The 21,065-nt window shown below is 62.1% G+C and carries 27 protein-coding genes; 26 read left to right on the forward strand and 1 reads right to left on the reverse strand.

Annotated features, from left to right (window positions below; translation table 11 throughout):
• The first annotated feature begins 4 nt into the window (after window positions 1-4).
• From ABIE00_RS05505 to ABIE00_RS05530, 6 genes are all read left to right on the forward strand, one after another.
• Window positions 5-3,904 (forward strand): DNA-directed RNA polymerase subunit beta', encoded by a 3,900-nt coding sequence (locus ABIE00_RS05505; RefSeq protein WP_314191557.1) that lies wholly within the window; start codon window positions 5-7, stop codon window positions 3,902-3,904.
• A gap of 437 nt (window positions 3,905-4,341) precedes the next feature.
• On the forward strand, window positions 4,342-4,716 hold the full coding sequence (rpsL, locus tag ABIE00_RS05510; RefSeq protein WP_003803830.1) for a 30S ribosomal protein S12: 375 nt from the start codon (window positions 4,342-4,344) through the stop codon (window positions 4,714-4,716).
• 1 nt (window position 4,717) lies between these two features.
• Window positions 4,718-5,188 carry a 30S ribosomal protein S7 gene (gene rpsG, locus ABIE00_RS05515; RefSeq protein WP_003803829.1) on the forward strand — a complete coding sequence of 157 codons (471 nt, stop codon included), beginning with the start codon at window positions 4,718-4,720 and terminating at the stop codon, window positions 5,186-5,188.
• A 69-nt stretch (window positions 5,189-5,257) separates the two neighbouring features.
• Complete coding sequence (gene fusA, locus ABIE00_RS05520) at window positions 5,258-7,372, forward strand: elongation factor G (protein ID WP_003803828.1); 2,115 nt, start codon at window positions 5,258-5,260, stop codon at window positions 7,370-7,372.
• 255 nt (window positions 7,373-7,627) lie between these two features.
• Complete coding sequence (gene tuf / locus ABIE00_RS05525) at window positions 7,628-8,818, forward strand: elongation factor Tu (protein ID WP_003803827.1); 1,191 nt, start codon at window positions 7,628-7,630, stop codon at window positions 8,816-8,818.
• A gap of 152 nt (window positions 8,819-8,970) precedes the next feature.
• Window positions 8,971-9,096 (forward strand): hypothetical protein, encoded by a 126-nt coding sequence (locus ABIE00_RS05530; RefSeq protein ID WP_331572357.1) that lies wholly within the window; start codon window positions 8,971-8,973, stop codon window positions 9,094-9,096.
• A gap of 24 nt (window positions 9,097-9,120) precedes the next feature.
• Here ABIE00_RS05530 and ABIE00_RS05535 read toward each other — a convergent pair whose 3' ends face one another.
• On the reverse strand, window positions 9,121-10,569 hold the full coding sequence (locus ABIE00_RS05535; RefSeq protein WP_354257780.1) for a GH1 family beta-glucosidase: 1,449 nt from the start codon (window positions 10,567-10,569) through the stop codon (window positions 9,121-9,123).
• 408 nt (window positions 10,570-10,977) lie between these two features.
• On the opposite strand from ABIE00_RS05535, the gene rpsJ reads away from it, so the two are divergent.
• The 20 genes from rpsJ (at window position 10,978) to rplO (ending at window position 20,959) form a co-directional block, all read left to right on the forward strand.
• Complete coding sequence (gene rpsJ / locus ABIE00_RS05540; protein WP_003803825.1) at window positions 10,978-11,286, forward strand: 30S ribosomal protein S10; 309 nt, start codon at window positions 10,978-10,980, stop codon at window positions 11,284-11,286.
• 17 nt (window positions 11,287-11,303) lie between these two features.
• Window positions 11,304-11,954: a 50S ribosomal protein L3 gene (rplC, locus tag ABIE00_RS05545; RefSeq protein WP_331572353.1), complete on the forward strand. Its 651-nt coding sequence runs from the start codon at window positions 11,304-11,306 to the stop codon at window positions 11,952-11,954.
• Window positions 11,955-11,958: 4 nt separating this feature from the next.
• Entirely contained in the window at window positions 11,959-12,579 is a 621-nt protein-coding gene (gene rplD / locus ABIE00_RS05550) for a 50S ribosomal protein L4 (RefSeq protein ID WP_003803809.1), read from the forward strand.
• Window positions 12,576-12,881, forward strand: a complete 306-nt coding sequence (gene rplW / locus ABIE00_RS05555) for a 50S ribosomal protein L23 (protein WP_003803807.1) — start codon at window positions 12,576-12,578, stop codon at window positions 12,879-12,881. Before rplD ends, rplW begins: the two co-directional genes overlap by 4 nt.
• 30 nt (window positions 12,882-12,911) lie before the next feature.
• The gene (gene rplB / locus ABIE00_RS05560) at window positions 12,912-13,751 is read left to right on the forward strand and encodes a 50S ribosomal protein L2 (protein WP_003803804.1); all 840 of its coding nucleotides are present in this window, start codon (window positions 12,912-12,914) and stop codon (window positions 13,749-13,751) included.
• A 12-nt stretch (window positions 13,752-13,763) separates the two neighbouring features.
• Window positions 13,764-14,045 carry a 30S ribosomal protein S19 gene (rpsS, locus tag ABIE00_RS05565; RefSeq protein WP_003803803.1) on the forward strand — a complete coding sequence of 94 codons (282 nt, stop codon included), beginning with the start codon at window positions 13,764-13,766 and terminating at the stop codon, window positions 14,043-14,045.
• Between the two features lie 38 nt (window positions 14,046-14,083).
• The gene (rplV, locus tag ABIE00_RS05570) at window positions 14,084-14,449 is read left to right on the forward strand and encodes a 50S ribosomal protein L22 (RefSeq protein ID WP_003803798.1); all 366 of its coding nucleotides are present in this window, start codon (window positions 14,084-14,086) and stop codon (window positions 14,447-14,449) included.
• Window positions 14,450-15,286, forward strand: a complete 837-nt coding sequence (rpsC, locus tag ABIE00_RS05575) for a 30S ribosomal protein S3 (RefSeq protein ID WP_003803796.1) — start codon at window positions 14,450-14,452, stop codon at window positions 15,284-15,286. It abuts the gene before it with no gap.
• Window positions 15,287-15,703 (forward strand): 50S ribosomal protein L16, encoded by a 417-nt coding sequence (gene rplP / locus ABIE00_RS05580; RefSeq protein ID WP_003803795.1) that lies wholly within the window; start codon window positions 15,287-15,289, stop codon window positions 15,701-15,703. It begins immediately after the preceding gene.
• Window positions 15,704-15,705: 2 nt separating this feature from the next.
• A complete protein-coding gene (gene rpmC, locus ABIE00_RS05585) occupies window positions 15,706-16,035 on the forward strand; it encodes a 50S ribosomal protein L29 (protein WP_003803792.1) in 330 nt (109 codons plus the stop codon).
• Window positions 16,032-16,337, forward strand: coding sequence for a 30S ribosomal protein S17 (gene rpsQ / locus ABIE00_RS05590; RefSeq protein WP_076801234.1), 306 nt, complete (start codon window positions 16,032-16,034; stop codon window positions 16,335-16,337). The genes rpmC and rpsQ overlap by 4 nt, the downstream gene beginning before the upstream one ends.
• Window positions 16,338-16,816: 479 nt before the next feature.
• Window positions 16,817-17,185 (forward strand): 50S ribosomal protein L14, encoded by a 369-nt coding sequence (gene rplN, locus ABIE00_RS05595; protein ID WP_003803789.1) that lies wholly within the window; start codon window positions 16,817-16,819, stop codon window positions 17,183-17,185.
• A gap of 3 nt (window positions 17,186-17,188) precedes the next feature.
• Entirely contained in the window at window positions 17,189-17,548 is a 360-nt protein-coding gene (gene rplX, locus ABIE00_RS05600; protein WP_003803770.1) for a 50S ribosomal protein L24, read from the forward strand.
• Window positions 17,548-18,129: a 50S ribosomal protein L5 gene (rplE, locus tag ABIE00_RS05605; RefSeq protein WP_331572343.1), complete on the forward strand. Its 582-nt coding sequence runs from the start codon at window positions 17,548-17,550 to the stop codon at window positions 18,127-18,129. The genes rplX and rplE overlap by 1 nt, the downstream gene beginning before the upstream one ends.
• A gap of 82 nt (window positions 18,130-18,211) precedes the next feature.
• Complete coding sequence (gene rpsH / locus ABIE00_RS05610; RefSeq protein ID WP_018769139.1) at window positions 18,212-18,610, forward strand: 30S ribosomal protein S8; 399 nt, start codon at window positions 18,212-18,214, stop codon at window positions 18,608-18,610.
• 18 nt (window positions 18,611-18,628) lie between these two features.
• A complete protein-coding gene (gene rplF, locus ABIE00_RS05615) occupies window positions 18,629-19,165 on the forward strand; it encodes a 50S ribosomal protein L6 (RefSeq protein WP_003803764.1) in 537 nt (178 codons plus the stop codon).
• A gap of 2 nt (window positions 19,166-19,167) precedes the next feature.
• On the forward strand, window positions 19,168-19,551 hold the full coding sequence (gene rplR, locus ABIE00_RS05620; RefSeq protein WP_003803763.1) for a 50S ribosomal protein L18: 384 nt from the start codon (window positions 19,168-19,170) through the stop codon (window positions 19,549-19,551).
• Complete coding sequence (rpsE, locus tag ABIE00_RS05625) at window positions 19,548-20,264, forward strand: 30S ribosomal protein S5 (RefSeq protein ID WP_306924872.1); 717 nt, start codon at window positions 19,548-19,550, stop codon at window positions 20,262-20,264. Before rplR ends, rpsE begins: the two co-directional genes overlap by 4 nt.
• A gap of 3 nt (window positions 20,265-20,267) precedes the next feature.
• The gene (gene rpmD / locus ABIE00_RS05630; protein WP_003803757.1) at window positions 20,268-20,474 is read left to right on the forward strand and encodes a 50S ribosomal protein L30; all 207 of its coding nucleotides are present in this window, start codon (window positions 20,268-20,270) and stop codon (window positions 20,472-20,474) included.
• The gene (gene rplO, locus ABIE00_RS05635; RefSeq protein WP_354257793.1) at window positions 20,474-20,959 is read left to right on the forward strand and encodes a 50S ribosomal protein L15; all 486 of its coding nucleotides are present in this window, start codon (window positions 20,474-20,476) and stop codon (window positions 20,957-20,959) included. Before rpmD ends, rplO begins: the two co-directional genes overlap by 1 nt.
• Window positions 20,960-21,065 lie beyond the last annotated feature (106 nt).

Here is a 21,065-nt window from a genome sequence, read left to right on the forward strand (position 1 = left end):
CCATATGTCCAGCGAATCCTCCTTCGGCCTCATGCAGATCGGCCTCGCCACCGCGGAAGACATCCGCGGCTGGTCGTACGGCGAGGTTAAGAAGCCGGAAACCATCAACTACCGCACGCTCAAGCCTGAGAAGGACGGACTCTTCTGCGAGAAGATCTTCGGCCCGTCCCGTGACTGGGAATGCTACTGCGGCAAGTACAAGCGCGTGCGCTTCAAGGGCATCATCTGTGAGCGGTGTGGCGTCGAGGTCACCCGTGCCAAGGTGCGCCGTGAGCGCATGGGCCACATTGAACTGGCTGCTCCCGTCACCCACATCTGGTACTTCAAGGGTGTTCCGTCCCGCCTGGGCTACCTCCTTGACCTGGCTCCGAAGGACCTCGAAAAGGTCATCTACTTCGCCGCCTACATGATCACCAGCGTCGACGAAGAAAACCGCCACGCGGAACTGCCCAACCTGCAGGTTGAGCATGACGTCGAGAAGAAGCAGCTGATCGACAACCGTGACTCCGACATCGCCGCGATCGCCCGCGACCTTGAGGGCGAGCTCGCCCGTCTTGAGGGCGAGGGTGCCAAGGCTGCCGACAAGAAGAAGGCACGCGACTCGGCTGACCGCCAGATGGCGAACGTCCGCAAGCGCGCCGACGCCGAGATCGAGCGCCTCGAGCAGGTCTGGGACCGCTTCAAGAACCTGAAGGTCGCCGACCTCGAAGGTGACGAGGGCCTGTACCGCGAACTGCGTGACCGCTACGGCATGTACTTCGAGGGCTCCATGGGTGCCGAGGCCATCAAGAAGCGCCTTGAGAACTTCGACATGCAGGCTGAGTCCGACAACCTGCGTGACATCATCGCCAACGGCAAGGGCCAGCGCAAGACCCGCGCCCTGAAGCGCCTCAAGGTGGTCAACGCGTTCCTGACCACCAACAACAGCCCGCTCGGCATGGTGCTGGACGCCGTCCCGGTGATCCCGCCGGAACTGCGCCCGATGGTCCAGCTGGACGGTGGCCGCTTCGCGACGTCCGACCTCAACGACCTCTACCGCCGCGTGATCAACCGCAACAACCGACTCAAGCGACTGCTTGACCTGGGTGCCCCGGAGATCATCGTCAACAACGAGAAGCGCATGCTTCAGGAAGCTGTTGACAGCCTCTTCGACAACGGCCGCCGCGGCCGTCCGGTCACCGGACCGGGCAACCGTCCGCTGAAGTCCCTGAGCGACATGCTCAAGGGCAAGCAGGGCCGTTTCCGCCAGAACCTGCTCGGCAAGCGCGTCGACTACTCCGGCCGTTCGGTCATCGTCGTCGGCCCGCAGCTGAAGCTGCACCAGTGTGGCCTGCCCAAGCAGATGGCGCTGGAGCTCTTCAAGCCGTTCGTGATGAAGCGCCTGGTTGACCTCAACCACGCCCAGAACATCAAGTCGGCCAAGCGCATGGTGGAGCGTTACCGTCCGCAGGTCTGGGACGTGCTGGAAGAGATCATCACCGAACACCCGGTGCTGCTCAACCGTGCACCTACCCTGCACCGCCTCGGTATCCAGGCATTCGAGCCGCAGCTTGTTGAAGGCAAGGCCATCCAGCTTCACCCGCTGGTTTGTGGCGCGTTCAACGCCGACTTCGACGGCGACCAGATGGCGGTCCACCTGCCGCTGAGCCCCGAAGCCCAGGCTGAGGCACGCATCCTGATGCTGTCCTCCAACAACATCCTGAAGCCGTCCGACGGCCGTCCGGTGACCCTGCCTTCGCAGGATATGATCATCGGCCTCTACCACCTGACCACCAAGCGTGTCGGTTCAGCTGGTGAAGGCCGGATCTTCGGCTCCGTGTCCGAAGCCATCATGGCGTTCGACGCACACGAGCTGCACCTGAACTCCCAGGTCAAGATCCGTCTTGAGGGCTTCGTTCCTTACGCTGGCTGGGAAGCTCCCGAAGGCTGGGAGCAGGGTCAGCCGGCACTGGTGGACACCTCCCTGGGCCAGGTCCTCTTCAACGAGACCCTGCCCGAGGACTACCCGTGGGTTGAAGCCGTTGCCGACAAGGGCGAGCTGTCCCGGATCGTCAACGATCTCGCAGAGCGCTACCCGAAGGTTGTCACGGCCGCAACGCTGGACAACCTGAAGGACGCCGGTTTCTACTGGGCCACCCGCTCGGGCGTCACCGTCGCCATCTCCGACATCGAGGTTCCGGAGGCCAAGCCGGCCATCCTCGCCGGTTACGAGGAGCGCGCCGCCAAGATCCAGGGACAGTACGACAAGGGCCTGATCGACGACGACGAGCGTCGCCAGGAACTGATCGAGATCTGGAACAAGGCGACCAACGAGATCGCCCAGGCCATGCGCGACAGCCTGTCGCCGATGAACACCATCAACCGCATGGTGTCCTCCGGTGCACGTGGTAACTGGATGCAGGTCCGCCAGATCGCGGGTATCCGTGGCCTGGTGGCTAACCCGAAGGGTGAAATCATCCCGCGTCCGATCAAGTCCTCCTACCGTGAGGGCCTGTCGGTACTGGAATACTTCATCGCCACGCACGGTGCACGTAAGGGTCTTGCCGACACCGCGCTGCGTACCGCCAACTCGGGTTACCTGACCCGTCGTCTGGTGGACGTTTCGCAGGACGTCATCGTCCGTGAAGAGGACTGCGGCACCGAACGCGGCCTCGTCACCCCGATCGCCGTGGCTGACGCCAACGGTGAGCTGACCCTGGACGAGAACGTCGAGAACAGCGCCTACGCCCGTACGCTGGCCGTGGACGTCGTCGACTCCAAGGGCAACGTCCTGGCTCCGGCCGGCACCGACTGCGGTGACGTCGTGATCGCTGAGCTGTTCGCAGCCGGCATCACCGAGGTCAAGGTCCGCTCCGTGCTCACCTGTGAGTCCAGCGTCGGAACCTGTGCCCTGTGCTACGGCCGCTCGCTGGCCACCGGCAAGACCGTGGACATCGGTGAAGCTGTGGGCATCATCGCCGCACAGTCCATCGGTGAACCCGGTACCCAGCTGACGATGCGTACGTTCCACACCGGTGGTGCTGTTTCCGCCAGCGGTGGCGACGACATCACCCAGGGTCTGCCCCGTATCCAGGAGCTCTTCGAAGCCCGTACCCCGAAGGGTGTGGCGCCGATTGCGGAAGCGGCCGGCCGCATCACCATCGAGGAATCCGAGCGTCAGATGCGCCTGGTGATCACTCCGGACGACGGTTCCGAAGAGATCGCCTACCCGGTCCTGCGCCGGTCGCGTCTCCTGATCGAGGACGGCCAGCACGTGTCGGTGGGCCAGAAGCTCATCAACGGTCCGGTCGACCCGAAGCAGGTTCTGCGCATCATGGGCCCGCGTGCCGCACAGAAGTTCCTCGTGGACGAAGTGCAGGGCGTGTACCGCAGCCAGGGCATTGGCATCCACGACAAGCACGTGGAAGTCATCGTCCGGCAGATGCTGCGCCGCGTCACGGTCATCGAATCCGGCGACTCCGACCTGCTCCCGGGTGAGCTGGCCGAGCGCAGCCGGTTCGAGGACGCCAACCGCCGCGTTGTATCCGAGGGCAAGACTCCGGCTTCCGGACGTCCCGAGCTCATGGGTATCACCAAGGCGTCGCTGGCCACCGAGTCCTGGCTGTCCGCAGCATCCTTCCAGGAGACCACCCGCGTCCTGACGCAGGCGGCCATGGAAGGCAAGAGCGATCCTCTGCTGGGCCTCAAGGAGAACGTCATCATCGGTAAGCTGATCCCGGCCGGCACGGGTCTCCCGCGCTACACCGAGATCACGGTGGAACCGACTGAAGAAGCAAAGGCCAACCTGTTCACCGGCCCGAGCGCATTCAGCGATTTCTCCTACGACACGCTGGGCGGCGACGGAGCTCCTGAGTTCCACGCCATCCCGCTGGACGACTACGACCTGGGCAACGACTTCCGGTAACAGTCCGCTGTAAGCAACGCGGGGTCACTTACCGCCCGATCCATCACCCGGATTGGGCGCGTAGTGACCCCGCGTTGTCGTTTAACCGCAGGGCAAATCCGCGCGGATTAAGGCCTCGGGGGAGTCCGTGCTAAACTTGAGACCAATTGTTATTGTGGCAGTGGATGAGTGCGCCCGGTTTGCTGGAAGGCTGTATCAGTCGAAAGGCAGAACCGAGAGCGACGTTTCCGGTTTGCAGGGTTCTTGTGCAACGTATGCCACATTTTTGCATGCCTAGGGACAGTTGCGGCCGCGAGCTGCAGCGTCCCTCGTATGCGATCCGACATTAAGGCTTCGCCTCAGCTGCTCTGGAGACTTCTTCAAAGCTCGGGCGGCGGGGCAAAGCAAAAGGAGAGCGGCTGTCAGAGGCCGCTCCGGATAAAACGGAGAACACGAAAGTGCCTACGATTAACCAGCTGGTCCGCAAGGGCCGCACGCCGAAGGTCTCAAAGACCAAGGCCCCCGCGCTTAAGGGCAGCCCGATGCGCCGCGGTGTTTGCACCCGCGTCTACACCACCACCCCGAAGAAGCCGAACTCGGCTCTGCGTAAGGTTGCACGTGTGCGCCTCAACGGTGGCATCGAAGTTACCGCCTACATCCCCGGTGTTGGCCACAACCTCCAGGAGCACTCCATTGTGCTCGTCCGTGGTGGTCGTGTGAAGGACCTCCCCGGCGTTCGCTACAAGATCGTCCGCGGTGCCCTCGATACCCAGGGTGTCAAGAACCGTAAGCAGGCTCGTAGCCGCTACGGCGCAAAGATGGAGAAGAAGTAATATGCCTCGCAAGGGTCCGGCCCCGAAGCGGCCGCTCGTATCAGATCCCGTCTACGGCTCCCCGCTGGTCACCCAGCTGATCAACAAGGTGCTGGTTGACGGCAAGAAGTCCACCGCAGAGCGCATCGTTTACGGTGCCCTCGAAGGTGCACGCGCCAAGTCCGGCGGCGACCCCGTTGCAGCCCTCAAGAAGGCCATGGACAACGTCAAGCCTTCCCTCGAGGTCCGCTCCCGCCGTGTCGGTGGCGCCACCTACCAGGTTCCGGTTGAGGTCAAGCCGGGCCGCTCCACCGCCCTCGCCCTGCGTTGGCTGGTCGGCTACTCCAAGGCCCGCCGCGAAAAGACGATGACCGAGCGTCTCCAGAACGAAATCCTGGATGCCTCGAACGGTCTCGGTGCCGCTGTGAAGCGTCGCGAAGACACCCACAAGATGGCCGAGTCCAACAAGGCCTTCGCCCACTACCGCTGGTAAAACTTCCCGTACGCCGCCGGCTCCACCGAGCCGGCGGCGAACGCGTAGTCCATCCGAAAGGGAGACACCGTGGCACAGGACGTGCTTACAGACCTTAGTAAGGTCCGCAACATCGGCATCATGGCCCACATCGATGCCGGCAAGACCACCACCACCGAGCGCATTCTGTTCTACACAGGTGTGAACCACAAGATTGGCGAAACGCACGACGGCGCTTCGACCACTGACTGGATGGAACAGGAAAAGGAACGCGGCATCACCATCACGTCTGCCGCCGTGACCTGCTTCTGGGAAAACAACCAGATCAACATCATCGACACCCCGGGCCACGTGGACTTCACGGTTGAGGTTGAGCGCTCCCTGCGCGTCCTCGACGGTGCAGTTGCCGTCTTCGATGGCAAGGAAGGCGTTGAGCCGCAGTCTGAGACCGTTTGGCGCCAGGCTGACAAGTACAACGTTCCGCGCATCTGTTTCGTCAACAAGATGGACAAGCTCGGCGCTGACTTCTACTTCACCGTAGACACCATCATCAGCCGCCTGGGTGCCAAGCCGCTGGTTATGCAGCTGCCCATCGGTGCCGAGAACGACTTCATCGGCGTCGTGGACCTGCTCTACATGCGCGCACTGGTGTGGCCCGGCGATGCCAAGGGCGACGTGACCATGGGCGCCAAGTACGAAATCCGCGAGATCCCGGAAGACCTCAAGGCCAAGGCCGAGGAATACCGTTCGACCCTCGTGGAGACCGTTGCAGAGGCCTCCGAAGAACTCATGGAGAAGTACCTCGAGGGTGAAGAACTCACCATCGACGAACTCAAGGCCGGCATCCGCAAGATGACGATCAACTCCGAGCTCTACCCGGTGTTCTGTGGCTCCGCGTTCAAGAACCGTGGCGTTCAGCCGATGCTCGATGCAGTCGTCGACTACCTGCCGAACCCGCTCGACGTCCCGCCGATGATCGGTCACGATCCCCGCGACGAAGAGAAGGAACTGACCCGCAAGCCGTCCGCGGAAGAGCCGTTCTCCGCTCTGGCGTTCAAGATTGCTGCGCACCCGTTCTTCGGCCAGCTCACCTTCATCCGCGTGTACTCCGGTCACGTGGAAGCAGGCGCACAGGTGGTTAACTCCACCAAGGGCAAGAAGGAGCGCATCGGCAAGCTGTTCCAGATGCACGCCAACAAGGAAATGCCTGTTGAGGGCGCTACCGCGGGCCACATCTACGCAGCGATCGGTCTGAAGGACACCACCACGGGCGACACCCTGTGCGACTCCAGCAACCAGATCGTCCTCGAGTCCATGAGCTTCCCGGAGCCCGTGATCTCGGTTGCCATCGAACCCAACACCAAGGGTGACCAGGAGAAGCTCTCCACGGCCATCCAGAAGCTCTCCGCTGAGGACCCGACCTTCCAGGTCTCCCTCAACGAAGACACCGGCCAGACCATCATCGCCGGCATGGGCGAGCTCCACCTGGACATCCTGGTGGACCGCATGCGCCGCGAGTTCAAGGTCGAGGCCAACGTTGGCAAGCCGCAGGTTGCTTACCGCGAAACCATCAAGCGTGCCGTTGAGCGTCACGACTACACGCACAAGAAGCAGACCGGTGGTTCCGGCCAGTTCGCAAAGATCCAGATCGCGATCGAGCCGCTGGACACTGCGGAAGGCGAGCTGTACGAGTTCGAGAACAAGGTCACTGGTGGCCGCGTTCCGCGCGAATACATCCCGTCCGTCGACGCCGGTATCCAGGATGCACTGAACGACGGTGTCCTGGCCGGTTACCCGGTTGTTGGCATCAAGGCAACGCTGGTTGACGGCGCTTACCACGATGTTGACTCTTCGGAAATGGCGTTCAAGATCGCCGGCCGTATGGCTTTCAAGGAAGCCGCACGCAAGGCGAACCCTGTTCTGCTCGAACCGCTGATGGATGTTGAGGTCCGCACCCCTGAGGAATACATGGGTGAAGTTATCGGTGACCTCAACTCCCGCCGTGGCCAGATGCAGTCCATGGAAGATGCCCAGGGCGTCAAGGTTGTCCGCGCACACGTACCGCTGTCCGGCATGTTCGGCTACATCGGTGACCTGCGTTCGAAGACCCAGGGCCGCGCTGTGTACTCCATGACGTTCAACAGCTACGCCGAGGTCCCGAAGGCAGTTGCCGACGAGATCATCCAGAAGTCCCGCGGCGAATAGTCCCCAGGACTGTCCACGCGACAAGCTGCGAAAAACCAGGTGCGTTTCCCCTGCGGAACACACCTAGTGCAGATGGCCGGAACGCTGGTTCCGGCCCGGTTCCGGCCATCCGCACGAACAGGCTCTAGGCACTAGTATTAGTTCCTGAATCTGCAATTTCATCAATCCAAAGCCCCCAAGTAGACTTACTGGAGTTTCTGCCGCGATAAGCGCGGTCGAAGGTAAGCCATTTGAAAAACGTTCTAGGAGGAACCTGTGGCAAAGGCAAAGTTCGAGCGGACTAAGCCGCACGTTAACATCGGTACCATTGGTCACGTTGACCACGGTAAGACGACGTTGACGGCCGCCATTTCCAAGGTGCTGTACGACAAGTACCCGACTCTCAACGAGAAGCGTGACTTCGCGTCGATCGACTCTGCTCCGGAAGAGCGTCAGCGCGGCATTACCATCAACATCTCCCACGTTGAGTACCAGACCGAGAAGCGCCACTACGCACACGTAGACGCTCCGGGTCACGCTGACTACATCAAGAACATGATCACCGGTGCTGCTCAGATGGACGGCGCAATCCTCGTGGTTGCCGCTACTGACGGTCCGATGGCTCAGACCCGCGAGCACGTTCTGCTCGCCCGCCAGGTTGGTGTTCCCTACCTGCTGGTCGCGCTGAACAAGGCAGACATGGTTGACGACGAGGAACTCCTCGACCTCGTCGAAATGGAAGTTCGTGAGCTCCTGAGCTCGCAGGGCTTCGATGGCGACGAAGCACCGGTTGTCCGCGTTTCCGGCCTCAAGGCCCTGGAAGGCGACCCGGAGTGGGTCAAGTCTGTTGAGGACCTGATGGCTGCTGTCGACGAGTCCGTTCCGGACCCCGTACGTGACCGCGACAAGCCGTTCCTGATGCCGATCGAAGACGTCTTCACGATCACCGGCCGTGGCACCGTTGTTACGGGCCGCGCCGAGCGTGGAACCCTCGCCATCAACTCCGAGGTCGAGATCGTCGGCATCCGCCCGGTCCAGAAGACCACGGTTACCGGTATCGAGATGTTCCACAAGCAGCTCGACGAAGCATGGGCCGGCGAGAACTGTGGCCTGCTGCTCCGCGGTCTGAAGCGCGACGACGTCGAGCGTGGCCAGGTTGTCGTCAAGCCGGGTTCCATCACCCCGCACACCGACTTCGAGGCTAACGTCTACATCCTCTCCAAGGACGAAGGCGGACGTCACAACCCGTTCTACTCGAACTACCGCCCGCAGTTCTACTTCCGTACCACGGACGTAACCGGCGTTATCACCCTGCCGGAAGGCACGGAAATGGTTATGCCTGGCGACAACACTGAGATGACCGTTGCGCTCATCCAGCCGATCGCTATGGAAGAGGGCCTCGGCTTCGCTATCCGTGAAGGCGGCCGCACCGTTGGTTCGGGACGTGTCACCAAGATCATCAAGTAACTCTTGCTGATTCCAGGCTTAACGGCCTGATCTTCGAAAACAGCCCCGCTGCTACTCGCAGCGGGGCTGTTTTTGTCTCTGCGGGTCAACTTTGGAGGGTGCCCCTGATACGGTTAGTGCTCGCGACAGAAACATGGCAAAGAGGGAGCATCATGGGTTGGCTTATTTTCCTGCTGGTGGTTGCCGCCGTGGTGGTGGGCGTTGTTTGGACGAAGAAGCACTTCCGCCACGAGATTGAACGCGCCAAGCGGATCAACCGGGCGAACAAGAACCAGTAGGTCCGGCAAGAACGGGGCGGCACGTCACGCTGTGCGCGGCCGTGCCCGGCTGAGTTCCTGCAGCCAATAAAAGGACTTCTTGGGCGTCCGTTTCAGGGTCTCGAAATCCACGTGCACCAGGCCGAAGCGCTGCGAATACCCGGCGGCCCATTCGAAGTTGTCCATAAACGTCCAGACGAAGTAGCCGAGCAGCTGCACGTCGTGCGCGATGCCGCCGGGCGCAGTGGCCTTCACCGCCTGGTCCAGGTGGTGCGCAAGGTAATCGATGCGGTCCGAGTCCGCTATCGGGCCGGTGACGTGCTCGGGCTCCGGAAAGCTTGCGCCGCTCTCGGTGATGTACACCGGGGGCAATGCTTCCCCATACCTATCCTTGAGTTCCCGCAGCAGGATGCCCAGGTGGTTCGGGGCCACCGGCCACCCGAACCCGGTGATGGGATATTCGGGGAAGGCCGCAAAGTGGAACGGCACCCGCGCCATGGCCTGTGCGTTGCCGGTGGGGGTCTCCGGCAGGCCGTGTCCCGCGGCAACCCGGACAGGGTAGTAGTAGTTCACCCCGTAGAAGTCGAGCGGCTGGCTGATCAGCCGGAGGTCGTCGTCGGACGTCCGGGATAAGAACCTGAACCAGGGGCGTGCGGCAAGTGGCGGGGCAGGGTAGCGTCCCAGGAGGAGGGGATCGGCGTACACGCGGTTGAGGACAAGGTCGCAGACCTTGGCCAACAACCTGTCCGCCAGCCGCCGCGTGGCAGGGCGTACGGGGGAGTGCAGGTTGGTGACGCCGATAGTCCCGCTCACGCCGGCGGCGCGCAGGGCCTGTACGGCGAGCCCGTGCCCGAGCAGCTGGTGGTGGACGGATGGCAGCGCCTTGAACAACAGGTCGCGGCCGGGCGCATGGACGCCGAGGGCGTAGCCGTTCAGCGTAACGGATACGGGCTCGTTGAGCGTGACCCACTGCGCCACACGGTCGCCGAGCCGCTTGCCCGCGGCGGCCGCGTACTCCGCGAACCGCTCAGCCGTAGCGCGGTTCATCCATCCGCCGCTGCGCTCAAGGGGGAGGGGAGTGTCCCAGTGGTAGAGCGTGGCCATGGGGGAGATGCCGGCCGCCAGCAGCAGGTCAACCAGCCGGTCGTAGAAGTCCAGGCCCCGCGGGTTGGCTGCGCCGCGGCCCTCCGGATGGATCCTGGGCCAGGAGATCGAGAAGCGGTACGAGTCGATGCCGAGCTCGCGCATGAGGGCAACGTCTTCTGGAACACGGTTATAGTGGTCACAGGCCACCGCCGGCGAATGCCCGTTGAGAATGTTGCCCGGCTTCGCCGCAAAGGCATCCCAGCCGGACGGCCCGCGGCCGTCCGCGGCGAGGGCGCCCTCGATCTGGAAGGCGGCGGCAGCAACACCCAGCATGAAATCCGGGCGCAGGCGTCCGGCGAGGTTTTCCACCGACGCGGAATTGCCGGCGTCGGCGTTCTGCACCATCATCCACCCATCATCCAACCGGATGACTCGGGGCGGCAATGGCGGTCCCGGCTGGGGGCCCGGGCCGGGGGACCGGTGCCTGAAAAGGCCCGATTCGCATCCTGGGACAAATTCCGGCATACTAGTTGAGTTGTTCAAGCGCTTCTTCGCGTCCCGATCCGGATAATGCCGGGTGTCAGGGTCCAGGTTGAAGCCCAAACATAACCCACCCCCCAAGGAAATGCGGGCTCGTGCGTTTTGCACAGCGCGACACGCCCGACCGCGGGGGTCGGGTGCGCCGGCAGGTTGAGGAACCCGGATTCATCCGGATTCAGCTTGTGCGGCGGGTGGTAGTCACGACTTCAAATGCTTCGGCAGCCATACAACACGCAAGTAAACAGAGCAGCAATTACTGAAAGAGAGTCAGGCGACATGGCGGGACAAAAAATCCGCATCCGGCTGAAGTCATACGACCACGAGGTCATTGACGTTTCAGCACGGAAGATCGTTGAGACGGTCACGCGCGCAGGCGCAACGGTAGTCGGCCCGGTGCCGCTGCCGACGGAGAAGAACGTGTACTGCGTTATCCGCTCTCCCCACAAGTACAAGGACAGCCGCGAGCACTTTGAAATGCGCACGCACAAGCGTCTGATCGACATCATCGACCCCACGCCCAAGGCTGTTGACTCGCTCATGCGTCTGGACCTGCCGGCCGACGTGAACATCGAAATCAAGCTGTAGGGAGGTGCTGAGAGACTATGACCGCAACCCGTAACGTAAAGGGCCTGCTGGGCACGAAGCTCGGCATGACCCAGGTCTGGGACGAGAACAACAAGCTCATCCCCGTCACTGTTGTCCAGGCTGACTCGAACGTCATCACCCAGCTGCGCAATGCAGAGACTGATGGCTACGTCGCCGTTCAGATCGGCTACGGCCAGATCGATCCCCGCAAGGTCACCAAGCCGCTGGCTGGTCACTTTGAAAAGGCAGGCGTCACGCCTCGCCGTCACGTCGTCGAACTCCGTACCGCAGATGCTGCCGAGTACGAGCTGGGCCAGGAGCTCTCCGTAGAGGTCTTCGAAGCCGGCCAGAAGATCGACGTCGTTGGCACCACCAAGGGTAAGGGCTTCGCCGGTGTTATGAAGCGTCACGGCTTCCACGGCGTTGGAGCTTCCCACGGTGCCCACAAGAACCACCGTAAGCCCGGTTCTATCGGTGGAGCATCCACCCCGAGCCGCGTCTTCAAGGGCATGAAAATGGCCGGCCGCATGGGCGCCGTTCGTCACACCACGCTGAACCTGACGGTCCACGCGGTTGACGTCGAGAAGTCGCTGCTCCTGATCAAGGGCGCCGTTCCCGGTGCCCGCGGCCAGGTCGTACTCGTACGCACCGCCGTGAAGGGAGCCTAGTTCAATGGCTAACACTGTCAAGGTTGACCTGCCTGCAGAGATCTTCGACGTTCAGACCAACGTGCCGCTGCTGCACCAGGTCGTCGTTGCCCAGCTCGCTGCTGCTCGCCAGGGTACCCACAAGACCAAGACCCGCGCCGAAGTTTCCGGTGCAGGCCGCAAGCCGTTCAAGCAGAAGGGCACCGGCCGCGCCCGTCAGGGTTCGATCCGCGCTCCTCACATGACCGGCGGTGGCGTCGTCCACGGGCCCACCCCGCGTGACTACAGCCAGCGGACCCCCAAGAAGATGATTGCTGCTGCCCTGCGCGGCGCTCTCTCTGACCGTGCCCGCAACGGCCGCGTCCACGTTGTTTCTGAACTGGTTGCCGGCGACAAGCCGTCCTCCAAGGCAGCACTGGCAGTCCTGCGCGGAGTTTCCGAGCGCAAGAACCTGCTGGTCGTCATCGAGCGCGCGAACGACGTTGCTGCACTGTCCGTGCGCAACCTCGCCGAAGTCCACGTCCTGTACGTGGACCAGCTGAACACCTACGACGTGCTCGTTTCCGACGACGTAGTCTTCACCAAGGCTGCCTACGAAGCATTCGTTGCTGACAAGGCTGCAAAGAACGAGGAGGATGCCAAGTGAGCGCAGCCACCATCAAAGACCCGCGCGACGTTGTGCTTGCACCCGTCGTCTCGGAAAAGAGCTACGGCCTGATCGACGAGGGCAAGTACACCTTCCTGGTGGACCCCCGCTCGAACAAGACCGAGATCAAGCTGGCCGTGGAGAAGATCTTCTCCGTCAAGGTCGAATCGATCAACACCATCAACCGTGCCGGTAAGCGCAAGCGCACCAAATTCGGATGGGGCACCCGCAAGAGCACCAAGCGTGCCATTGTGACCCTCAAAGAAGGCACTATCGACATCTTCGGCGGTCCGCTCGCGTAGCGGAGACCACTTTAACGAGGAAATAGAATTATGGGAATCCGTAAATACAAGCCGACTACGCCGGGCCGCCGCGGCTCGAGCGTAGCTGACTTCACCGAAATCACGCGGTCGACGCCGGAAAAGTCGTTGGTACGTCCGCTGCCCAAGAAGGGCGGCCGTAACAACACCGGTAAGATCACCACCCGTCACAAGGGTGGTGGACACAAGCGCCAGTACCGTCTGATCGACTTCCGTCGCCACGACAAGGACGGCGTCAACGCCCGCGTTGCCGAAATCGAGTACGATCCGAACCGCACGGCTCGCATCGCCCTCCTGCACTACGTTGATGGCACCAAGCGCTACATCATCGCCCCGAACAAGCTCTCCCAGGGCGACTTCGTGGAAGCCGGCGCCAACGCTGACATCAAGCCTGGCAACAACCTGCCCCTGCGCAACATCCCCGTGGGTACTGTTATCCACGCGGTTGAGCTGCGCCCGGGCGGCGGTGCCAAGATGGCCCGTTCCGCCGGTGCATCTGTTCAGCTCGTCGCCAAGGAAGGCCGCTTCGCCCAACTGCGTCTGCCCTCCGGCGAAATCCGCAACGTTGACGTGCGCTGCCGCGCCACGATCGGCGAGGTCGGCAACGCCGAGCAGTCGAACATCAACTGGGGCAAGGCCGGCCGTATGCGGTGGAAGGGCGTTCGCCCGACCGTCCGTGGTGTCGCCATGAACCCGGTTGACCACCCGCACGGTGGTGGTGAAGGTAAGACCTCCGGTGGTCGTCACCCGGTCAACCCGAACGGTAAGCCTGAAGGCCGTACCCGCCGCCCCAACAAAGAGAGCGACAAGCTTATTGTTCGTCGCCGTCGTACTGGCAAGAACAAGCGATAGGAGCCTGGACACATGCCACGCAGCCTGAAAAAAGGTCCTTTCGTTGACCAGCACCTCTTTGTGAAGGTCGCAAGGGAAAACGAAAAGGGCACCAAGAACGTCATCAAGACCTGGTCCCGCCGCTCGATGATCATCCCCGACATGCTCGGGCACACGATCGCCGTGCACGACGGACGCAAGCACATCCCGGTGTTTGTCACCGAGTCGATGGTCGGGCACAAGCTCGGCGAATTCGCTCCCACGCGGACATTCCGCGGCCATGTCAAGGACGACCGTAAGGGCAAGCGCCGCTAGGCGCCTGCACTTACGTCAAAGACGAGAGAAGGAAAGCAATGGAAGCCAAGGCAATTGCGCGCCACATCCGCGTAACGCCTATGAAGGCCCGGCGCGTCGTCAACCTTGTTCGTGGAAAGCAAGCGAACGAGGCTCTGGCAATTCTGAAGTTTGCCCCCCAGGCAGCTTCGGAGCCGGTATTCAAGGTAGTTCAGTCGGCAATCTCCAACGCCCGCGTCCTCGCGGACCGCGACGGTGTTGCGTTCGACGAAGGTGACCTCATCATCAGCGAAGCGTTTGTTGATGAAGGCCCGACCATGAAGCGGTTCCAGCCGCGTGCTCAGGGTCGTGCATTTCAGATCAAGAAGCGCACCAGCCACATCACCGTGGTAGTCGCTACCCCGGAGAAAGAGGAGGCTCGCTAAGTGGGACAGAAAGTAAACCCGCACGGGTTCCGACTCGGCATCACCACCGATCACGTATCGCACTGGTTCGCTGACAGCACCAAGTCCGGTCAGCGGTACAAGGACTTCGTTCGCGAAGACATCCGTATCCGCCAGCTCATGTCCACGGGCATGGAGCGCGCCGGTATCGCCAAGGTTGAGATCGAGCGCACCCGTGACCGTGTCCGCGTGGACATCCACACGGCACGCCCGGGCATCGTCATCGGCCGCCGCGGCGCCGAGGCAGACCGCATCCGTGGCGAGCTCGAAAAGCTCACCGGCAAGCAGGTTCAGCTCAACATCCTCGAGGTCAAGAACCCCGAGATGGAAGCCCAGCTTGTTGCCCAGGGTGTTGCAGAACAGCTGACTTCCCGCGTGGCATTCCGCCGTGCGATGAAGAAGGCAATGCAGTCCGCGCAGCGTGCCGGTGCCAAGGGTATCCGTATCGCTTGCTCGGGCCGTCTGGGTGGCGCAGAAATGTCCCGCTCGGAGTTCTACCGCGAAGGCCGTGTGCCCCTGCACACCCTCCGCGCGAACATCGACTACGGCTTCTACGAAGCCAAGACCACCTTCGGCCGCATCGGCGTGAAGGTCTGGATCTACAAGGGTGACGTCACCTCCAAGGAACTGGCTCAGCAGGCAGCTGCTGCTCCGTCCCGTGGCCGCTCCGGCGACCGTCCGGGCCGCCCGGGTGGCGCTGACCGTGGTGACCGCCGCCGTCGTAACGACCGTCCGGCAGCCGACGCAGCTCCTGCTGCTGCAGCTCCGGCAGCCGAGGCAGCAGCACCGGCACAGGCAGCAGAAGGAGGACAGGCTTAAATGCTTATCCCACGTCGAGTCAAGCACCGTAAGCAGCACCACCCGGGTCGTTCCGGCGCTGCCACGGGCGGCACCAAGGTCTCCTTCGGTGAGTACGGCATCCAGGCTCTGAGCCCGGCATACGTCACGAACCGTCAGATCGAATCTGCCCGTATCGCGATGACCCGCCACATCAAGCGTGGCGGTAAGGTCTGGATCAACATCTACCCGGACCGTCCGCTGACCAAGAAGCCTGCCGAAACCCGCATGGGTTCCGGTAAGGGTTCGCCGGAGTGGTGGGTCGCCAACGTCAAGCCGGGCCGGGTTCTCTTCGAACTCTCCGGTGTCAATGAAGAGGTAGCTCGCGAGGCCCTGCGCCTGGCAATCCACAAGCTGCCGTTGAAGGCACGCATTGTGCGTCGCGAAGGTGGTGAGTAGAAATGGCAGTAGGGTCGAAGGATCTCGCACCCGCACAGCTGGACGGTTTCGACAACGAGCGTCTCGTTGAAGAACTCCGCAAGTCCAAGGAAGAGCTGTTCAACCTGCGTTTCCAGTCCGCCACCGGACAGCTGGAGAACCACGGTCGTCTGCGCGCGGTAAAGAAGGACATCGCACGCATCTACACCGTTCTCCGTGAGCGCGAGCTGGGCATTCGTGCCGAGGTTGCCGCACCGGTTGTGGAAGCCAAGGAAGAAAAGAAGTCCAAGAAGTCTGCAGCTAAGAAGGCTGAAAAGCCGGCCGAGGCTGAGACCGAGGAGGACGCCAAGTGAGTGAAAAGGACGAGAACGTGACGGAAACTGCTACGGCAGCTACGGCTGAGCAGCGCGGTTACCGTAAGACGCGTCGCGGCTACGTGGTCTCTGACAAGATGGACAAGACCATCGTTGTTCAGGTTGAAGACCGCGTGAAGCACGCCCTGTACGGCAAGGTCATCCGCCGCACCTCCAAGGTCAAGGCACACGACGAGCAGAACACCGCCGGCATCGGCGACCTGGTTGTCATCGCCGAGACCCGCCCGCTGTCCGCCACCAAGAACTGGCGGCTCGTGGAGATCCTCGAGAAGGCTAAGTAACATCTGCAGCCTGGCTGCATGGAAACCCCCGTTCCCCTTGGGAGCGGGGGTTTCCGCGTTAAGCGCGGATCTGTCGTCACGACGCACAGGTTTTTTGGAACGCGTACGACGGCGGCGGGCCGGCTTTGCGGGGGAGCGCTGCGGCAGGCGGGCCAAAAGGCCGCCCCGGCGTGACGCCGTCGTACGTTGCGGGGGAGCGGCGGGAGGTGATATGGAGGCTGGGCCAAACTGTGCTAAGATTTTGAGTTTGTATGGCGCCTGTTGTGCGCCTGCAGCAAACCTCGTAAACAATCGTGCCACGGCATAGTGCCCCCTTGCGCCTTCATGGGCTTGGGAAGCAACTGTTTGTGGCACGGGCGTTTAGGCCTGGTCTGGCAAAATCCAGTCAGGTCAAGAGACACCCCGATCAACCGTTCCGCAAGGCTCATTCCGTAGCAAGTTATTCGGTCTGAGAACCGGCGCGACGCAAGGAGTAAATAGTGATTCAGCAGGAGTCGCGACTCAAGGTTGCCGACAACACGGGTGCTAAGGAAATCCTTACCATTCGCGTTCTCGGTGGATCTGGCCGTCGCTACGCAGGCATTGGCGACGTAATCGTCGCAACCGTCAAGGATGCAATTCCGGGCGGCAACGTAAAGAAGGGCGACGTCGTCAAGGCTGTCATCGTCCGTACCAAGAAGGAACGCCGCCGTGCGGATGGTTCCTACATCAAGTTTGACGAGAACGCAGCCGTCATCCTGAAGAACGACGGTGACCCCCGCGGTACCCGTATCTTCGGACCGGTTGGTCGTGAACTCCGTGACAAGAAGTTCATGAAGATCGTTTCTCTGGCTCCGGAGGTGCTCTAGTCCATGGCTAAGATCAAGAAGGGTGACCTGGTACAGGTCATCACTGGCGCCAAGGCTGAGCGCGGCGGCGACCGTGGCAAGCAGGGCAAGGTCCTGCGCGTGTTCCCGGACACCAACCGCGTGCTGGTTGAAGGTATCAACCGCGTAACCAAGCACACCAAGGTCGGACAGTCGCAGCGCGGCACCAAGACCGGCGGCATCGAGGTTGTCGAGGCTCCGATCCACGTTTCCAACGTGGCTCTGGTTGACCCGTCCACCAAGAAGCCGACCCGCGTTGGTTTCCGCCTCGACACCGTAGAGAAGGACGGCGTCAAGAAGACCGTCCGCATCCGCGTGGCCAAGAGCTCCGGGAAGGACATCTAATGACTGAGACTCTCGAGACTCCGGCAACGAAGATCGTTCCTCGTCTGAAGACCAAGTACGCCGATTCCATCAAGAGCTCGCTTCTTGAGGAATTCAAGTACGAGAACGTGAACCAGGTTCCCCGTCTGGTCAAGGTTGTAGTGAACATGGGTGTTGGAGATGCCGCCAAGGACTCCAAGCTGATCGACGGCGCTGTCCGCGACCTCACCCTGATCACGGGCCAGAAGCCGCAGGTCACCAAGGCCCGCAAGTCGATCGCACAGTTCAAGCTGCGCGAAGGCATGCCCATTGGTGCACACGCCACCCTGCGTGGCGACCGCATGTGGGAATTCGTGGATCGTCTGGTCACGCTGGCCCTGCCCCGTATCCGCGACTTCCGCGGCCTCAGCGGCAAGCAGTTTGACGGCAACGGCAACTACACCTTCGGTCTGACCGAGCAGGTTATGTTCCACGAGATCGACCAGGACTCCATCGACCGCACCCGCGGTATGGACATCACGGTTGTGACCACCGCCAAGACCGACGACGAAGGCCGCGCGCTGCTCAAGGCGCTTGGTTTCCCGTTCAAAACCGAAGCTTAATTAACTACGTAAAAGGTCCGGCCGCTCTGATCCCCCAGGGACAGAACGGCGGAAACCGTTACGAGGAAGGGCAAGTGCCCAAATGACTATGACAGATCCTGTCGCAGATATGCTTACGCGCCTGCGTAACGCAAACTCGGCATACCACGACTCCGTGTCTATGCCTTACAGCAAGCTCAAGGCTCGCGTTGCTGACATCCTCAAGGCCGAAGGTTTCATCGCCGGCTGGAAGGAAGAGGACGCTGAAGTCGGCAAGAAGCTGACCCTCGAGCTCAAGTTCGGTCCGAACCGCGAGCGTTCAATCGCGGGTGTCCGCCGCATCTCCAAGCCGGGTCTCCGCGTTTACGCGAAGTCCACCAACCTGCCGCACGTGCTGGGTGGCCTGGGTATCGCAATTCTGTCCACCTCTTCCGGCCTCCTGACTGACAAGCAGGCCGGCAAGAAGGGCGTGGGCGGCGAAGTCCTCGCTTACGTCTGGTAACGGGAAAGGAAGAGAATAATGTCACGTATTGGACGTCTCCCCATCACCGTTCCTGCCGGCGTTGAGGTCAAGGTTGACGGCTCTGTCGTCAGCGTCAAGGGTTCCAAGGGCGAGCTGAGCCACACTGTGGCCAGCCCGATCGAGGTTGCGCTGGAAGACAGCACCCTGACCGTCACCCGCCCGAACGACGAGCGCGCCTCCCGCTCGCTCCACGGCCTGACCCGCACCCTGATCGCCAACATGATCCAGGGCGTCACCGCAGGCTACGAGAAGAAGCTCGAAATCGTCGGTACCGGTTACCGTGTTCAGGCCAAGGGTTCTGACCTTGAGTTCGCTCTCGGCTACAGCCACCCGGTCAGCGTTTCGGCTCCGGCCGGCATCACCTTTGCAGTAGAGGGACCGACCAAGCTCTCTGTCTCAGGCATCAACAAGCAGCAGGTCGGCGAGGTTGCTGCCAACATTCGCAAGCTGCGCAAGCCTGACCCGTACAAGGGCAAGGGCATCCGCTACGCGGGCGAAGTCATCCGCCGCAAGGTCGGAAAGGCTGGTAAGTAACCATGGCCATCGCCATTAACAAGAAGCGTACGAACAAGAGCAAGTCTGCTTCGCGCAGCCGCCGCCAGCTTCGTATCCGCAAGCGCATCTCCGGAACGGCTGTACGTCCTCGCCTGGTCGTCAACCGCTCCGCACGCCACGTATTTGTCCAGGTTGTCGACGACACCATTGGTCAGACCGTAGCGAGCGCGTCCACTCTGGAAGCTGACCTTCGTGCATTCGACGGTGACAAGACTGCCAAGGCCAAGCGCGTTGGCGAGCTCGTCGCCGAGCGTGCCAAGGCTGCCGGCGTCGAAGCTGTTGTCTTCGACCGTGGTGGTAACAAGTACCACGGCCGGATTGCCGCCGTCGCTGACGGTGCACGCGAAGGTGGGCTGTCACTGTGACCGAAGCAAACAAGGAAAAGGACACTGTGTCTGCAGAAGAGAAGGCTACCGAAGCCGCAGCTGCTGAGACCACTGCCCCCGCTACCGAGGACCGCCGTGGTGGCGCCCGTCGCGGCGAGCGTGGCGACCGTGGCCAGGGCCGTGGTGACCGTGGTGGCCGTGGCGGCCGCGACGGCGGACGTGAAGCCGAGAAGAACCAGTTCATCGAGCGCGTTGTAACCATCAACCGCGTATCCAAGGTCGTCAAGGGTGGTCGTCGCTTCAGCTTCACCGCACTCGTCGTCGTTGGTGACGGTAACGGCCTGGTCGGCGTCGGTTACGGCAAGGCCAAGGAAGTTCCCGCTGCTATCGCCAAGGGCGTTGAAGAGGCCAAGAAGTCCTTCTTCCGCGTTCCCCGCGTTGGCAACTCGATCCCTCACCGCGTTCAGGGTGAAGCCGCCGCTGGTGTCGTAATGCTGCGTCCGGCTTCCGCCGGTACCGGTGTTATCGCCGGTGGTCCGGTCCGTGCGGTACTGGAGTGCGTGGGTATCCACGACATCCTCTCCAAGTCCCTCGGTTCCTCCAACGCCATCAACATCGTTCACGCGACCGTTGATGCCCTGAAGCGCCTCGAAGAGCCGGCAGCCGTGGCAGCACGCCGTGGCCTGCCGCTCGACGAGATCGCTCCGCCGGCACTGGTGAAGGCTCTGATGAACCAGAAGGCAGGTGTCTAAGTCATGGCAAAGAACCTGACTCCCTCCGACGCCAAGTTGGAGATCACCCAGATCAAGGGCGTCATTGGCGCCAAGCAGAACCAGCGCGACACCCTGCGGTCCCTCGGCCTGAAGCGGATCGGACACACCGTTGTCCGCACCGCCGATGCCGTGACCGTTGGAATGCTCAACACGGTTCCGCACCTCGTGAATGTTGAGGAGGCGAAGTAATGGCAGAGAAGAACACGGCCGAGACCGCAGCTGCTGAAAAGCAGAGCGCTCTGAAGGTTCACCACCTGCGTCCCGCCCCGGGTGCCAAGACCGCCAAGACCCGTGTTGGTCGTGGTGAAGGCTCCAAGGGTAAGACCGCCGGTCGCGGTACCAAGGGTACGAAGGCCCGCTACCAGGTGAAGGCTGGCTTTGCCGGCGGCCAGCTGCCGCTGCACATGCGCCTTCCGAAGCTTCGCGGCTTCAAGAACCCGTTCCGGGTTGAGTTCCAGGTTGTAAACCTGGAGAAGCTCAACGAGCTGTTCCCGGAAGGTGGCGCTGTCACCGTGGAGGACCTGGTTGCAAAGGGTGCTGTTCGCAAGAACCAGCCCGTGAAGGTGCTTGGCACCGGCGACATCACCGTCAAGGTTGACGTCACCGCCCACGCCTTCTCAGCCAGTGCGTCTGAAAAGATCGCTGCAGCCGGCGGCAGCACCACCGCGCTCTAAGGGATTCCGTCCCGGAGCCGGTGGGCAATTGCCCGCTGCACAAACTCCCGGCACGGGGGCCGAGGCCCCCGTGCCGGGAGTTTTTTCATACCCATTGGGTCTTCCG

The sequence above is a fragment of the Arthrobacter sp. OAP107 genome, assembly GCF_040546765.1.
GTDB lineage: Bacteria > Actinomycetota > Actinomycetes > Actinomycetales > Micrococcaceae > Arthrobacter.

Coding starts and splice junctions, on each gene's coding strand:
- ABIE00_RS05505 (WP_314191557.1), top strand. CDS start 5: ATGTCCAGCGAATCCTCCTTCGGCCTCATGCAGATCGGCCTCGCCACC.
- rpsG (WP_003803829.1), top strand. CDS start 4,718: ATGCCTCGCAAGGGTCCGGCCCCGAAGCGGCCGCTCGTATCAGATCCC.
- ABIE00_RS05530 (WP_331572357.1), top strand. CDS start 8,971: ATGGGTTGGCTTATTTTCCTGCTGGTGGTTGCCGCCGTGGTGGTGGGC.
- ABIE00_RS05535 (WP_354257780.1), bottom strand. CDS start 10,569: ATGATGGTGCAGAACGCCGACGCCGGCAATTCCGCGTCGGTGGAAAAC.
- rpsJ (WP_003803825.1), top strand. CDS start 10,978: ATGGCGGGACAAAAAATCCGCATCCGGCTGAAGTCATACGACCACGAG.
- rplC (WP_331572353.1), top strand. CDS start 11,304: ATGACCGCAACCCGTAACGTAAAGGGCCTGCTGGGCACGAAGCTCGGC.
- rplD (WP_003803809.1), top strand. CDS start 11,959: ATGGCTAACACTGTCAAGGTTGACCTGCCTGCAGAGATCTTCGACGTT.
- rplB (WP_003803804.1), top strand. CDS start 12,912: ATGGGAATCCGTAAATACAAGCCGACTACGCCGGGCCGCCGCGGCTCG.
- rpsS (WP_003803803.1), top strand. CDS start 13,764: ATGCCACGCAGCCTGAAAAAAGGTCCTTTCGTTGACCAGCACCTCTTT.
- rplV (WP_003803798.1), top strand. CDS start 14,084: ATGGAAGCCAAGGCAATTGCGCGCCACATCCGCGTAACGCCTATGAAG.
- rplP (WP_003803795.1), top strand. CDS start 15,287: ATGCTTATCCCACGTCGAGTCAAGCACCGTAAGCAGCACCACCCGGGT.
- rpmC (WP_003803792.1), top strand. CDS start 15,706: ATGGCAGTAGGGTCGAAGGATCTCGCACCCGCACAGCTGGACGGTTTC.
- rplX (WP_003803770.1), top strand. CDS start 17,189: ATGGCTAAGATCAAGAAGGGTGACCTGGTACAGGTCATCACTGGCGCC.
- rplE (WP_331572343.1), top strand. CDS start 17,548: ATGACTGAGACTCTCGAGACTCCGGCAACGAAGATCGTTCCTCGTCTG.
- rpsH (WP_018769139.1), top strand. CDS start 18,212: ATGACTATGACAGATCCTGTCGCAGATATGCTTACGCGCCTGCGTAAC.
- rplF (WP_003803764.1), top strand. CDS start 18,629: ATGTCACGTATTGGACGTCTCCCCATCACCGTTCCTGCCGGCGTTGAG.
- rplR (WP_003803763.1), top strand. CDS start 19,168: ATGGCCATCGCCATTAACAAGAAGCGTACGAACAAGAGCAAGTCTGCT.
- rpmD (WP_003803757.1), top strand. CDS start 20,268: ATGGCAAAGAACCTGACTCCCTCCGACGCCAAGTTGGAGATCACCCAG.
- rplO (WP_354257793.1), top strand. CDS start 20,474: ATGGCAGAGAAGAACACGGCCGAGACCGCAGCTGCTGAAAAGCAGAGC.